The 14,230-nt window shown below is 70.9% G+C and carries 10 protein-coding genes; 1 reads left to right on the top strand and 9 read right to left on the bottom strand.

The annotated features are described in order from the left end of the window. Positions 1-2 precede the first annotated feature (2 nt). Complete coding sequence (gene fsxC, locus NBW84_RS08095; RefSeq protein ID WP_250283227.1) at positions 3-1,430, bottom strand: FxsC protein; 1,428 nt, start codon at positions 1,428-1,430, stop codon at positions 3-5. A gap of 722 nt (positions 1,431-2,152) precedes the next feature. On the opposite strand from fsxC, the gene NBW84_RS08090 reads away from it, so the two are divergent. After that, entirely contained in the window at positions 2,153-3,916 is a 1,764-nt protein-coding gene (locus NBW84_RS08090; protein ID WP_250283225.1) for a TIR domain-containing protein, read from the top strand. 89 nt (positions 3,917-4,005) lie between these two features. Here NBW84_RS08090 and NBW84_RS08085 read toward each other — a convergent pair whose 3' ends face one another. The 8 genes from NBW84_RS08085 to NBW84_RS08050 all read right to left on the bottom strand — a co-directional run. Beyond that, a complete protein-coding gene (locus NBW84_RS08085) occupies positions 4,006-4,851 on the bottom strand; it encodes an SAM-dependent methyltransferase (RefSeq protein ID WP_250283224.1) in 846 nt (281 codons plus the stop codon). A gap of 27 nt (positions 4,852-4,878) precedes the next feature. After that, a complete protein-coding gene (locus NBW84_RS08080) occupies positions 4,879-6,699 on the bottom strand; it encodes a hypothetical protein (protein WP_250283221.1) in 1,821 nt (606 codons plus the stop codon). Next, entirely contained in the window at positions 6,699-7,376 is a 678-nt protein-coding gene (locus NBW84_RS08075) for a hypothetical protein (RefSeq protein ID WP_250283219.1), read from the bottom strand. Before NBW84_RS08075 ends, NBW84_RS08080 begins: the two co-directional genes overlap by 1 nt. Further along, positions 7,373-9,085 carry a GMC oxidoreductase gene (locus tag NBW84_RS08070; RefSeq protein WP_250283217.1) on the bottom strand — a complete coding sequence of 571 codons (1,713 nt, stop codon included), beginning with the start codon at positions 9,083-9,085 and terminating at the stop codon, positions 7,373-7,375. Before NBW84_RS08070 ends, NBW84_RS08075 begins: the two co-directional genes overlap by 4 nt. A 158-nt stretch (positions 9,086-9,243) precedes the next feature. Next, positions 9,244-10,257, bottom strand: a complete 1,014-nt coding sequence (locus tag NBW84_RS08065; protein ID WP_250283214.1) for a pyridoxal-phosphate dependent enzyme — start codon at positions 10,255-10,257, stop codon at positions 9,244-9,246. After that, positions 10,254-11,936: an apolipoprotein N-acyltransferase gene (gene lnt, locus NBW84_RS08060; protein WP_250283212.1), complete on the bottom strand. Its 1,683-nt coding sequence runs from the start codon at positions 11,934-11,936 to the stop codon at positions 10,254-10,256. The genes NBW84_RS08065 and lnt overlap by 4 nt, the downstream gene beginning before the upstream one ends. A gap of 69 nt (positions 11,937-12,005) precedes the next feature. Next, complete coding sequence (locus NBW84_RS08055) at positions 12,006-12,449, bottom strand: SRPBCC family protein (RefSeq protein WP_250283209.1); 444 nt, start codon at positions 12,447-12,449, stop codon at positions 12,006-12,008. A 281-nt stretch (positions 12,450-12,730) separates the two neighbouring features. Then, a partial coding sequence (locus tag NBW84_RS08050; RefSeq protein ID WP_250283207.1) for a hypothetical protein occupies positions 12,731-14,230 on the bottom strand: 1,500 nt, incomplete at its 5' end.

Below are 14,230 nucleotides of genomic sequence, written 5' to 3'. Positions count from 1 at the left end.
CGTCACCGTTCCGCGTCATCCGGCCACCGGCGGCGCAGTACCGGTCTGCCCTGATCCGGGTCGTCGGGGATGTCGCCCGGCCCGGTTCCCGGGCCGGGCCCGGCCATGTTTATCAACATGTTCTGGGTGCGGATGACCATGGACACGATGTCCGTGGCCAGTTCCTCATGGGTACGGACATCCTTGCGACGGTTCCAGCGGACGGCGTCCGCGTGGGCGAACCATCGGGACAGTTCCGCGCGCAGGTTCTCGGCCTGTTCCTCGGTCTCCTCATCCGTCGAGCTGAACACCGCCAGCATTCCCGCGGAGGCGGCCGGGTCCGTCGCCAGCCAGCGTTCCATGTCGGCGGGAAGCTCCTGGTAGGGCTCCGCTCCGGTGATCCATGGATCGACGAGCAGGACGATGACGCGCCGGTCGGCGCGGGCCCGGGCCAACTGCTCGGTGAGCTCGGCGCCGACGGGGTAGCAGACCGTGTCGTAGATCGCGTTCTTACTCAGGGCGGCCTGGGCCAGGGCGAACGCGGGCCGGCCGGTGGCCGGCAGGAAGGGCCGCCAGTCCTCGGGCGCGGTCCCGTAGAAGTCACGCCGAGTACGGGTGGAGGGCTGCTCGTCCGCCGTGGCGGCGGCGATGACGACCCCGACCCGGCCCAGGTTGCGGGTATGTCGCCGATTCCGGGCGGGGAGACGCGGCGTCTCGGCCACGTCGTCCCCGGTATGCGCTAAGGGAGGCTCGGGTTCGGCGTCCGGTGGCGAGGCCTGCCGTGCCGGCTCGGCACCGGCGGCATTGACAGGAGCGGATTCGGCGGTGGGCGGGGCCGCGGCGAGGAGCTCCGGACGCGGGCGGGCGTAGGGCAGGTCGGCCGCGGTCATCACGGGCAGGTCGGCGGCGGCCCCGGCGACCACCAGACCGGCGACCTGCCGGACGAAGGCCAGGTAACGCTCGCTCGCGCCGGAACGGTACATCTCGCTCATGAGGTGGCGCAGGCCGCCGGTGCGGCCCATCTCGACGGCGTTGGTGGGCAGGCGGCTCGCCGTCCGCAGGATGCCAGGCAGGGTGTCGAAGCCGGCCGACCACGGGATACCGATCAGCGACGCCGGTTCGGCCCCCGTACGCTGCTGGTACCAGCGCATCCGGTCGTGGAACGCCGACCATTCGCGGACGCAGCGCGTACTGCGCACATAGGCGTCCGAATAGGCTGCGACCAGTACCCGGCAGGTCAGGGCGGACGCTGCCGGCGCGTCCGGCGTATCGGGTGTGTACGTCCCGGCTGGTGGCTCCTGCCCGTGAACCGGTGCCCACAGTTCGCCGGTGGCATCCGGCGGGTATCCGAGCTGGTTGCGCAGTTCGCGCTGGAGGTCGCCGAAGAACCGTTGCAGGTGCCCCGCGTCGGCGTCGCCGGTGGCGTGGCTGACGAAGAAATACGGTGTCATGTCGACTGACGCCGATCCGGCCCGTCATCGCATCGCGCCACCGTGGGCGCGGCACCCCCGGCGGGGTTTCCGGGCCCGGCGCAGGCCGCCGGCCGATGAGCAGGGGTGCTCGACGGGACATGCGTCCGGCCGCGATCGGCGTGCCGCCGCTCGTCGTGTACCACCCCGTACCACCTCGCGCACTCGGCAGATCCCCCGATGCCGTGCGGGACCACCACGGGAAGTCGACCGTGTACGGCGGACTGAGGCTGACCACCGAACGCGAACTCATCACCGCGGAAGGTTGACGAAACGCGCCCAACTATAGCCCCTGACCCGTTGCCGGGGCAGCCGGCCGTCCGATATGTGACGGCCGAGTCCTGTGGTGAGGAGGCGGTGGGATGGCCGGCGCGTGGGGGCTCGACCGGTCGCCTGAAAAGGCTGTGACCAGCCCGTCTGCGCAGGTGGGGCGGGTCGTGGGTGGAGTGCGCGGACGGTGGGGCGACCTGTCGGGCCGGAGGCCCGGTATGCCTGGAGGGGCTGGATGCGCCATGGCGTATGCCGAGTCGTCACAACGACAGATGATGTGACCGAATTAGACGTGTATCTTTGCCCGGTGGAGCGTCGGGGGCCACCGTGTTCCGACGTCCCACCAGAACTGGATGGTCCGGTCGGATGGGCGCTCCCGGTCCCGGTCCCGAGGCGGAGCGTCCGGCCGGAGCGGTCGTGGTCTGCGGGGGTCCATGCGCTACTACTTCATGACGAGCTACGCCTCCGAGCAGGACCGGAAATGGGTGGCTCGTTTCCACACCGATCTCGAACGCCAGATGCGGGCAGGCGGCGCCGATGTTCTCGTCGGCGGTCAGCTCGACTATCCCGTGCCGGGGAGTCCCGGCGTCCGAGCGGATGGTGATCATCCCGCGGCGAAGCTGCCCGTGATGGTGGCGCTGTATTCGGATTCTTATTTCAGTGACCCGCGGTGCGCGCTCGACTGGGAAATCTTCAACCAGCGGGGGCGGATCTACAGTCAACGCTACGGGAAGTGGCCAAAGGACGCTGTCATCGGGCTGATCTGGCGGCCAGTGGCGATCACTCCCGTGGAGAAGGTCCTTAAATCACAGTCCTGGGACGCGGCACGTGGCGCACCCTTCGCCGGTGACGGCCTGTTCAACCTCATGCGCAGACATCACGACGACTACCACCGGGTGGTGGAGCGGACCGCGAACCGAATTCTCGAGGCGCACAGGCGGTTGACGACGCCGGGGCAGGAACTGCCGTCGCTGTCCCCCGAGGAGGTCGCGCTGATCCGTCCTCCGTCCGGTGGCCTGCGGGAGGAGGTCACCATCTACCGGCAGGAAGAGGACAGTGCCGGCCGCCGGGAACGGCTGGGAGGCAGTGTGCCCCGGTTCATCTTTTTCACCAGCTACGCCGCTCGTCCCGGTGACCGTGAGCTGGTGGAGAAGCTCCACGCCGACCTGACCGCTGAACTGGGTGTCAGGGCGGACCGCGAACCGCGGCCACGTGGTTTTCTCGCCCCCTGGGACATCGGGCTGGGGGCGGAATGGCAGACCGAACTGCGGGAGGCGGCCCGTACCATACCGGTCATGGTCGCCCTGCTGTCCGACGACTACTTCCGCAGCGGCTGGTGCGGCTGGGAATGGGCTGTCTTCAGCGAGCGGATGCGGCGAGCGGCCATGAACGGGGCCGCAAGCACGGGCATGAGCGGGGCCACGGGCACGGTCGCGGATTCGCCGCCCGGTTACATTCTTCCGCTGGAATGGGTGCCGCGGCGGCAGCCCGTCCCGGCCGTGGCGCGGCGGATACAGCTCACCTCGCCGAGTCTGGGGCGGGCATACGCGGACAGCTGTGTCGTCGATCTCATGCGGCAGCATCCGCGGGAGTACCAGAGTTTCATCATCGCGCTGGCCGAGAAGGTGCTGCGAACGGCCGCCGCCGCGCTGCCGCCGCTCGACCGTGACACGGCGGCCGGTCTGGCGCCGGCGTTCGGCGATTTTCCCGCGCCGAATCCGCCTGTTTCTCCCGGTCCCCCCGTTCTCCCCGATCGGTCCAGCAAGCCAGCCGTAGCCGGATCGGCGGGGAAATCCGGGCAGGGTGATTCGGGCGGACTGGTCGCCGTCGTTGGCGCCGGTGCTTCCGGCAGGCGGGATGTCTCTGGTGGACCAGGCGGTGGCGGCCTCGGCAACCGGCTCGCTCCCGACGACATCCTGGCGCTGGTCGAGGCACTGGAGCGGGTCGACGTCCTTTATGACCAGACCGCCCGGCAGGAGTGGGTGGTCGCCATCGGTCACCGTTCCGGCCGCCAGCCCCGGCCTCCCCTGACCCCGCACCTGCGTACCTATTTCATGAAGGTGGTGCGGTTCGCCGGTGACCAGGCCGATGCCGGGGTGCTGACCGCGCTCGCCGACGCGCTCCATGACATCGACCCGGGCTCGGAAAGCGTCCACCGCGTCCGCACCCTCGTCGAAGACCTGCGCACGCGCTGGTGACCCGAGCACGGCAGGAAGGCGGCTCACGGCCTGGCTGGGCCGGCGGACCAGCGCGATGGTCCGCCGGCGCGCATGTTCCCCGTGGGCGCTTATTCCTGAGCGCTCTTTCTGGCGACGCCGGCGAACTGCCAGGCGGTGCGGATGTCGTCCTCGCCGGGACGCCACTGCCAGGGGTGGACGATGCCGGGCTCGACCAGGTCGAAGCCGGCGAACAGGGCTTCGATCCGCTGGCGTGAGCGGAAGACGAAGGGCGAGGTGGCGTTCTTGTACACCTGCTCGACCCGGGCCACCTGGTCGGATGGCGCGTCGTCCGTGGCCGCGTGTGTCAGGGCGATGTGGGAGCCGGGTGCCAGCAGTTTCCGGAACGCGGCGATGAGGCCGGCCGGGTCCTCCTCGTCGGTGACGAAGTGGAAAACGGCTATGAACAGGATGGCTACCGGTCGGGAGAAGTCGATCAGAGTGCGCAGGTCGGGATGATCGAGGATTGTTCCGGGGCTGCGCAGGTCCGCGGTGATGACCGTGGTGGTGGCGTTGTCGGCCAGCAGGGCCCGGCCGTGCGCCAGGACGATCGGGTCGTTGTCGACGTAGACGATGTGGGCGTCGGGGTTGACCTGCTGGACGATCTCGTGCACGTTGCCCTGGGTGGGCAGGCCGGCGCCGACGTCGATGAACTGGTCGATGCCCGCCTCGGCCAGCCACCGTACGACGCGGCGGAGGAAGAGCCGGTTCTCCCGTGCCGCGTCAGAGGTGATCTCGGCGCCCACGGCTTCCTTGACCTTTTCGGCGGCTTCCCGGTCGACCGGGAAGTTGTCCTTGCCGCCGAGGAAGTAGTCGTATATCCGGGCGGGCGTGGGCCGGTCGGAGCGAATATTTACGCCCGGCCCCCAGCTGCCGTCCGGCTCGGGGATGCTCGATTTAGCGGTCCAGTTTGTCATCGCCTCGGTATGTTACGGCATTTTTCGTTACGAACTGGCCGGTTCGGCGTCGTCGCCGCGAGCATGCTGATACGGGACGGCCGGCAGGCCGCCATGGGCGATGCTGACCGGGGGCTCGATGAGGAATGGATCCACCCGCCGGTCCACCGGGGTGAACCAGGGCTCACCCGGCGCCGCGTGCGGTGTGAAACGCCAGCGTTTCGGCACCCGCCGGATCCCGACCGGATAGATGGTCAGCGACCCGTCCGGGCCGATGTGCAGCCGCAGGAGGTTCTTGTAGTCGGCGATCCCCTGCGCGGCGAAGAGCTCGTTGGTGTTCAGGCCCGCGAACCGGTCGGCGAGCCAGAGATAACCGGCGAGCAGCTCGACGGCGGCGAGCCCGCCGAGCACGGTGACCAGCGGCAGTACGCCGGCCAGCAGCCAGGTGCCCGGCAACGGGCCGGCCACCGCCACCACGGCCGCCAGCAGGCCGGCCGCCAGCAGGAGCTGGGCCACCGCGTGCGCGGCTCCGGCCGCCAGCCCCCGGGCCGTCCGGCCGCTCTTGGTCAGGGCCACCCCGGCGCCCAGGACGCCGAGGCTCAGCGCCAGCCCTGGCACGTTGTCGACCAGGCCGGCGAACAGTGCGCCGGTGCTGGCGTCGCGAAGCCCGTCCGCGATGGCGTCGAGGCGCCCGGCGGCCCTTGGCGTGCCCGCGCCGGCGGTGGCACCGATCACCAGCGCCAGCAGCAGGTGGATACCGCCGAGCAGGCCCACCAGCCCGGGTGCGAACGCCGGCAGGCGGACGATGCCGGCGGCCAGCCGGCGGGAGGTGCGCGCGTCCGGGAAGCTCGTCTCGAGCTGGTAGTGCGCCGGCGGGTCGGTCTTGCTTGGCGCCCGGGACGCCGGCGGCGGCAGCACCAGATGTTCCGGCAGGTGGTGGGTGGCGGACAGGTAGGCTCCGCCGCCACCGGCGGTGAACTTCTGCGTGTCCCCGTCGGCCTGGCGGTAGCGCGCGTAGTGGTGCAGGTCGCCGGAGAGGGAGACCCGTACCCGCGCGCCGGCCTTGCGGATCACGGTGCGTTCGAAGTAGTCGAGGACGGCGAACGCCTCGGCGTTGCCCTCACCCGTGCTGACCCAGCTCGGTTTCGCCGAGCACAGGATCACCGCGTCGCCGGGTTGCATCTGCTCGGCGACGTCGAGGAAGTACCGGCGCTGCGGGTCGTCGATGTAGGAGTCGAACTGGATGTCGATACCGAGCAGCCACCACCGGTGCGGCAGTTTCACCGCGAAGTAGCTGCGGGTCTGCTCGGTACGCCAGCCGCCGATGGTGGAGCGCTGGCAGAACACCCGCATGAAGGCGGTGAGCCCGTCGTACCAGTCGTGGTTGCCGGGGAGGACGAACAGTTTCGGCGGCGCCGGCTGCCCGTCGGGCCCGGGCGGCGCGGTGGGCAGCGCCGCCCGGTAGGGGCCGATCAGTTTGTTCTCGTAGCCGGTGATGCTCGGCGTCGGATAGCACTGGTCGCCGCCCATCACCAGCAGCTGCCCCCGCGGGGCCGGCGAACCGTCCAGTTCCAGGCCTGGCGCGGCGAGCAGCGAGGCCATCGTGTAGGTCGAGTCGAAGCCGTCGCCGAGGTCGCTGACGTAGTCGAACCACAGCTCGTCCTGGCCCGACAGGTCGGTCGGGGGGGCGGCCGGCAGCGCGGCCATCGCCTCCCGCTTGTCGGCATAGGAGCCGAGTAACTCGCTGATACCGACGCGGACGGCGGTGTCGAGCAGCAGGGCCGGCGACAGCCAGCGGGACATCGACGCCCGTGCGAAGCCGAGCGCCCGCTCGCTGTCGTCGACAGGGCGGGACGGGGTGCCGGACATCAGCTCCAGCCCCCTTCGCCATCCCGCGGATCGTCTCCGTCCCGCGCGTCCTCCTCGTCGTCCTCGCGTCCGAGGGAACGGCCGTAGACCTCCCAGAGATCGCCGAGGAACAGCCGGCCGAACTTCACCAGGCCCGCCGTGCCACCGGCCGGGCCGGACGTCCGGAACGTCGTGAGCTGCCAGAGGAAGTCGGGGATGTGGATGGTGACGATGCCGGCGCCGACGATCCGGGCGGTGGACTCGCCGGCGGCGTCCACATGGCCGGCGAAGACGCGGGTGTAGAGCGTCGAGGTGTCCCGCCACAGGTCGAATCCGGGATCGTCGTGGACGTCCTTGAACCCGCTGAGGGTCAGCGGGTGCCCGGCCGCGTCGCTGAACGGCAGCCGGTAGAGCATCCGCCGGTGCCCGGGGGTGTCGCCGACGAAGAGGTTGAAGACGCCGCCGTCCACCGGGCGTCTGCCGCCCAGCGCGTCGCAGCGGACGTATCCGCTGGCGGTGGCCCCCCGCAGCCGGTCGGCGGCGAAGGCGTCCACGTTCTCGGTGTGGATGGTCAGGCGGAAGGACAGCGAGGTCCCGTCCTGCCTGCCCTGGTTGTATCCACGTTGGGGATCGGTTTCGTCGAGGGTGAGGAAGCCCTTCATCTTCTCGGTGAACCGCAGGCTCGTGGGAGTGGTCATGGCTGTGTCTCCAGGACGGGGCCGGCATCCACGGCGTGTTCGGCGAGCCGGTCGGCGAAGGCGGCGATGGTCAGCGACGGGTTCGCCCCGACCGGCCCGGGCAGGGCGGCGCCGTCGGCGACGTACAGACCGGGGTGGTTGAACACCTCGCCCCATTCGTCGATGACGCCGGTGGTGATGTCGGTACCCATGGAGGCGCCGCCGAGAGGATGCACGGTGATGACCCGGGACAGCAGCGTCAGCGGATTCCGGTGGTATTTTCCACCCATTTCCTCGGCCAGGTCCTCCATGATTCTGTCCAGCCGTTCGAAATACGGCTGGCTGTCCGCCGGATAGTTCTCGATCTGCAGGTAGTCGTCGCTCACCGACATTTTTCCGGTGGGAATGTCGCGCCCCATGCCCAGCAGGGGCATCGCGCCCGCGGACGCCTGCCCCGGGCCGAGCAGCCGGCCGACCAGCGCGCCGATCTGGTGGGACGGGCCGCCGGTGAGACGGGAACGGATCAGCTCGTAGACGGTGCTGACGATCCGGGACGCCTCGTTGTCCAGGCCGGCCGCCTCGATGAGCCATTCGGCGAAACCGGGGTAGCCGGCGTCCTGGATGTAGCAGCCGCGGTCGGCGCCGGAGCCGCCCTGGCCATCAGCGTGACCGCCGTGGCTGTCGAGGGGGTCGGGGACGCGCACGGCGGTCGTGATGACCGGGGCGTGCGCGCCGCCCAGGGCCGGGCCGGGCACCCCGCCGACGAAGCCGAGCAGGTCGCCGTTGCCGCTGAAGCGCCGCCCCAGCAGTTGGGAGATGCCGGGTAACGCGGCGCGGTTGCGGAGCAGCAGATAGGTGGTGCCGAACGTGCCGGCGGCGAGGACGAGACGATCACAGGTGATCGTCCGCTGGGGGAGTGTCGAGGTGGCGACGGCATCACCGGGTGCGTGCACCACGTACCCGACGGTGTACCCACCGCCGTCCCGTGGGGTGATCGAACGGGCCTCGTGGTGGACGCGCAGGTCCGCGCCGTGGTGCACCGCGGCGGAGAGATAGGTGTGGTCCAGGGTGTTCTTGCTGCCGTAGTTGCAGCCGAGGTCGCACTCGCCGCACAGCACGCAGGTGATCCGCGGCCGGCCGTGGATGTTGCCGTAGGCCGGCTCACCGATGGGCGCCCCCGGTACCGGCGGGTTGCCGTCGACACCGAACGTGACCGCCAGCGGCGGCTGCTCGGCGGTGTACCCGAGCCGTCTGCCGGCCTGTTCCAGCAGCTCGGTCCGGCGGGCGTGCTGATAGCGCGGCTGCCCCTTGGGGAAGCGCTGCACCCCTATCGTCTTTTCGACGGCCGCGTAGTGCGGTTCCAGGTCGGCCCGGCTGACCGGCCAGCTCTCGTAGCCCTCGCAGGCGGGCGCGTCGCGGACGAACCACTTCTCGTCCTTGCGGAGCAGGACGTTGGCGTAGATGAGCGAGCCGCCGCCCAGCCCGCTGGAGACAACCGCCTCGAAGTCGGCGAAGGACCAGACATCGAACAGACCGTGCCGGCCCTGGCTCGGGTCCCAGAAGTTCGTCGCGATGTCGGTCGGCGAACGGGCGAACGACCCCGGTGGATACGCCTTCCCACGCTCGAACAGAACAACGCTGTAGCCCGCCTCGACGAAACGGCAGGCGGTCACCGCGCCACCGAATCCCGAACCGACAACCACGACGTCCGCGTGTTCGCTCCCGCTCACCTGTCCCCCCAGGCCCGCCCGCGGATCGCCGACTGGGAACACTTCACTCGCGGGCGTGACGAGTGAACCACGCCCAGCCGCCACCAAAACAGAGTGGGCCGCTGTCCACAGCCCGACATGGCTGTGTCCGCGCCGCGCCCGCCGGCCCGGATCTCCTGTTACGGCCCGCCGCGCGCTCCCGTCGGGTGATCGGCCGGGCCGGTGATGACGGCCAGGACGGTGCTGCCGGGGGTTATCGTGCCGCGGCGGGCCAGCTCGAGCAGACCGTACATCATCTTCGCGACGTATACCGGTTCCAGGGCGATGCCGTGGCGTCCGGCGAAGTCGTCGATGAACCGCTGGAGATCCGGCGGGCGGCGCGCGAAACCGCCGAAGTGGAAGTCGCACTCGATCCGCCAGTTGTCGGTGGCGTGGCCGAAGGTGGCACGTTGGAGGTCACCGACGACGTCCTGGAGGAACCGGCCGCCTTTGAGCGCGGAGAATCCGATGGCCCGCTGGCCGGGGCGCAGGCTCGCCGCGATACCGGCCAGGGTGCCGCCCGAGCCGCAGCCGCAGGTGACGATGTCGACATCCGGCTCGACCTCGTCCAGAATTTCGGCACAGCCGCGGACGCCGGCCGGGTTGCTGCCGCCCTCCGGCAGCGGGAAGAAGTCGCCGAAGCGCGCCCGCAGGCCGGCGAGCACGTCCGGTTCGTCTTTCCGGCGGTACGTCGACCTGTCCAGGTAGGCCAGCCGCATGCCGTGGGCGACGGCGGCCGACAGCGACCAGTTCAGCGGCAGATGTTCCTCGCCGCGGATGACGCCGATGGTGGTGAAACCGAAAAGCGCGCCGGCGGCGGCCGTCGCCCGGACATGATTGGAGAACGCCCCGCCGAAGGTCAGGATCGTCGATTTCCCGGACGCCGCCGCGTCCACCAGATTGTATTTCAGCTTGCGCCACTTGTTGCCCGGTAGCACGGGGCTGACGAGGTCGTCGCGTTTGAGCAGCACCCGGACCCCGTGCCGGGCGAACCGCTCGTCATCCAGCTCCTCGGCCGGCGAGGGCAGCCGTACCACCCCCGGATACAGGGCTGTTGGTGACAGGGCCTCAGCGCGCGGGGCTTCGGGGCGCGGAATTCGCGAGTGCCCGGCCCCCGGGCCGGGAGCCTCCGGACTCGGAGGCCGCGTGTTCATGCCGGCGCTCCCCGCGAACGTCGTGGTCGCCGGGTGGCGTGCAGGGCGGTGGTGATGCCGGCGGTGGACAGGGCGATGAGTGAAACGGCCGGGACCCAGTTGCCGAAGCGGTCGTAGAGGGTCTGCCTGGTCGCGAGCGCTATGTCGGTGCGGTAGGGGCCGCGTTCACGGGTGCCGAGACGGACGAGTTCGCGGCCGGACGCGTCGAACACGGCGGAGACGCCGGTGAGCGTGGCGTGCACGACCGGGCGTCCCGACTCGACGGCGCGCAGCGCGGCGAGGCTCGCGTGCTGCGCGGGCGCCCAGCTGTCCTGGAAGGTCGATGTCGCCGACTGCACGACGATCACTTCCGCGCCCATCCGGGCGAGCCGGCGTCCCAGGTCGGGAAAGGCCGACTCGAAGCAGATCAACGTCCCGAAGCGCACGCCCGCCGTCCGCATGATGGTGAGCTGATGGCCCGTCCGGCGGTTCTCCGCAGCTGCTTCGGTCACTGATGACAGCCAGCCGAACACCGGGCGCAGCGGGATGTACTCGCCGAACGGCACCAGGCGCGTCTTGTCGTAGCGGCCGCGCGGCCCGTCCGGGCCGATGAGGACCGCTGTCTTGTAGATCCCGCCGCCAGGCGCCCCCGGCCGCTCTCGTGGGCCTGGCGAACCAGGTGGACGTGCCCGCTCCAGGCTGCCGTCATCGTCGCGGGCCGGCCCTTCGGCGGAGCCCGGTGGGGCTGGTGAGCCATGTGCGCCCAACACATCGCCCGGTGCGCCGAGGGTTCCGGCCCGGCGGGCGTCGGTGTTGACCAGGATGTCGGCGCCGACGGCGCGGGCCGCCGCCTCGATCCGGGCCAGGTGGGCGGGATCGTCGGCGAGGTCGAAACCGACGCTGCTCTCACCCCAGACGACCAGGTCGGCACCGCTGCCCGCGAGACGCCGGGTGGCGGCTTCGCTCGCGGTGAACCGGGCTTCCGGAGCGTGGACGACACCCGGCTGGGCGCCGCCGAGACGCAGCGTCCCGGCCGCCGGGGGGACGGGCCTCAGCATTGCCGCGCCGCTGACGGCGAGGATGACGATCCCGGCTGCCGCCAGACAGGCGGTGATCCGTCTGCCGGCCGCCGCGCCCGGGATTCCCGCCGCGGCCAGGGCCAGCCCGACGGCAGCCAGCACGAAGCTGAGCAGCCACACGCCGCCGAGCGAGGCGAGCGCCAGCACCGGCCGGCTGTTCCACTGGCTCGCGCCGAGCAGCGCCCACGGCCCGCCGAGCCCCTGCCATGATCGGAGGAACTCGCCGGCCACCCACGCCGACGGCACGACCAGCAGCGCCCACGCGAGCCCGCGGGCTGAAGGGGGCTGGCGCAGGGCCGCCCACACCGTCACACCCCACAGCGTCCAGGTCGCGCCCAGTATCGCGGTGAGTACGAGCAGGAACGGGCCGGTGTTCGGAGCCAGCCAGTAGCAGGCCGCCAGGAAGAACCCGGTGCCGCCCCACCAGGCCCGTACGGCCGCCTCCCGCCTGGTCGGGGCGGCGCGGACGACCAGCATGAGCGGCACGAGCCCGACGAAACCGAGCACCCACACCCCCGGCGCCGGGAAGGCGAACGCCGGGACCGCCCCGGCCAGCCCGGCGAGCCCGTGGGCCGGCAGCCGGCGCACGGCCGTCCCGCCCGAGCGCTTCTCGCTGTCCATGTCGCGATGCTGCGGCCACTTCGAGTACCCGCGCAAAGCAGCGTGACATGTGGGCTGGTTGTGCGGGTATCAGCTCAGGCGGGGGGTGATCTTGTCGAGGACGCCGTTGTACAGCCTGCGGATGCCGATCGGCGCGAAGGTCCGTTCGAAGAACCCGCCGATGCCGCTCGCGCCGGCCCAGCTCGTCTCCACCGACACCCGGGTCGTGCCCGAGCCGGCCGGCTGCACCGTCCACACGGTCCGCAGGGTGGAGTTCTGGTCGGCTTCGACCAGGGTCCGGTCGGGCTCGGGCGCGGAGACGACCGCGTCGACGGTGCGGACGCGGCTGCGGGTCGCGCGCAGCTGGTAGCGGATCCGGGTGCCGGCGCCGGTGCCGCCCTCCAGCACCTCGTAGTCCGTGATCGTCTCTGGCCAGGTCTCGGCCCGGACGCCCTTGTAGTCGCCGAGCGCTTCGATGACGGCGGTGGGCTCGGCGGTCACAACCCGCGTCACGGTCACCTTGATCTCTGCCATCCGGTCTCCATTCATGGTCGTAAACAGCGCGGGCAGCCGGCCTCGGCCCCGCCCTGGCTCGGGCTGGCTGCGACGGACGCCCGGTCGTGCGAGCAGCGCCGAGACGGCCACCCGCAGCCACCAACATCCATCGGACACGGCCTACCCGCGTCCCGCCCGGCGCATTCGACGTTGTGGCACCGTGACGTTAAGACATTGCGACGTTATGGCATCGCGGTGCCACAGGACGTGCCACAGGACACTGTGCTGTCAGGACATCGCGGTGCCAGGATATCGCGGTGTCAGGGTGTGCCGAGCGGCCACAGATCGACGCCGTCGACGTGGCGGCCGGGGCCGCCGGCCAGTCCGGTCAGTAGTTTCACCAGCTCGTCGTGGTGGTCGCTCGGGCCGAGAATGATCGCGTCCAGGTCGAAGCGGTCGAAGGTGGCCCGCAGCCCGGGCCGCCGCAGCGCGTCGTCAGCGGTGATGGTGCCTGCCGCGACATCGATGAGGGCCGAGTTGAGCGGGTCCGGCTCCGGGTGGAAGCTGGAACGTCCATTACGGTCAGGAACCGTACAGTAGCAGCCGGGTATGGCGAACCGGAAGCCCGCCTGAGCCTGCCAGAGCATCGCCACGTTCTGCTGCGGGTACGGGTAGGGCACGACGAGCGCGGTCGACCCTTCCGGCAGGGCGTTGCTCACCCGCGGGCCGGTGAAGAACGCGGGAGTGGCCGGCGAGAAGGCGAGCAGGGACGCCGGCACCAGCGGGACCAGGGCGGCGACGGACACACCGACGGTGATAGCACGGATACGAGGTGGCCGTGCCTGGTCCAGCCATATAGCGATCATGATGCCGGCCGCGAGCGCGACGTAGAGCGACAGCCGGGACGGCAGCGCGTTGTGCAGCACCGGCCCCAGCTCCAGCACGCGCCACGGCAGCGGGATACCGGTGTTGTGCCCGCCGACGTGCAGGTGCGGGCCGAGCGAGAGGACCGCGGCGGCGGCCGCCAGCGGCACGCACAGGGCGACCAGCCGGTTGCGCCGCAGCCGCACCGCGATGAACAGCAGCAGAGCCAGCAGGGGCAGGCCGAGATAGCCGCTGACCTCCACCGCGTTGCCGGTGAACGTCAGGCTCTCCCGGACGGCGAAGTCCGGCCCGAAGGCCTGCAGGGGCGTGGGCGTGACGAACGTGAGCAGGTCGGAGACGGCGACGTCCGGCGGCTGGATCGAGCCGTGCACCCGTTGCGGGCCGAAGAACTGGGTGGCCAGCGGCCAGGCCAGCGCCGCCGTGGCGACACCGGCGCAGATGGCGAGCCCGCGGATGGCCGCCCCCGCGCGGGCGCGGACCTGGTCGCGGTGCCGCAGGCACAGGATGGCGATGGCGATGGCGGTGACCACTGCCGAGGTCGCCAGCACCTCCTCGCTGATCAGCGCCTGGGCGGCCACGGCCACCCCGAGCAGGACACCGGTCCGCCGGGTGTTGCGCTGCCGGACGAGCAGGTCGTCCATGAGCAGCAGCAGGATCGGCGGGAAGGGCACGAACGACAGGTGCAGGTGCCCGTAGGAAGCACCGATCATGTACGGGCCGAAGCCGTACAGCAGCCCGGCGACGGCGGCGGGCAGCGCGGCCGTCCAGCGGCGCACCGCCAGGAACATCGCCCAGCCCGACAGCGCCGGCGCCAGCGTCGTGAGCACCTGGAAGGCCACCAGCGGGCCGGCCAGCATCGTGACCGGCGCGGCCAGCACGCCGAGCAGCGGCACACCGGTGCTCCACATGATGTTGACGCCGTCCGGCACGTTCAG

The sequence above is a fragment of the Protofrankia sp. CiP1_Cm_nod2 genome (genome assembly GCF_920664355.1).
Classification (GTDB): Bacteria; Actinomycetota; Actinomycetes; order Frankiales; family Frankiaceae; genus Protofrankia.
This window is presented reverse-complemented; position numbering and strand designations above follow the sequence as displayed.

Bases quoted from the DNA above. Each gene is read 5' to 3' on its own strand.
- fsxC (WP_250283227.1), bottom strand. From the start codon at position 1,430: ATGACACCGTATTTCTTCGTCAGCCACGCCACCGGCGACGCCGACGCG.
- NBW84_RS08090 (WP_250283225.1), top strand. From the start codon at position 2,153: ATGCGCTACTACTTCATGACGAGCTACGCCTCCGAGCAGGACCGGAAA.
- NBW84_RS08085 (WP_250283224.1), bottom strand. From the start codon at position 4,851: ATGACAAACTGGACCGCTAAATCGAGCATCCCCGAGCCGGACGGCAGC.
- NBW84_RS08080 (WP_250283221.1), bottom strand. From the start codon at position 6,699: ATGTCCGGCACCCCGTCCCGCCCTGTCGACGACAGCGAGCGGGCGCTC.
- NBW84_RS08075 (WP_250283219.1), bottom strand. From the start codon at position 7,376: ATGACCACTCCCACGAGCCTGCGGTTCACCGAGAAGATGAAGGGCTTC.
- NBW84_RS08065 (WP_250283214.1), bottom strand. From the start codon at position 10,257: ATGAACACGCGGCCTCCGAGTCCGGAGGCTCCCGGCCCGGGGGCCGGG.
- lnt (WP_250283212.1), bottom strand. From the start codon at position 11,936: ATGGACAGCGAGAAGCGCTCGGGCGGGACGGCCGTGCGCCGGCTGCCG.
- NBW84_RS08055 (WP_250283209.1), bottom strand. From the start codon at position 12,449: ATGGCAGAGATCAAGGTGACCGTGACGCGGGTTGTGACCGCCGAGCCC.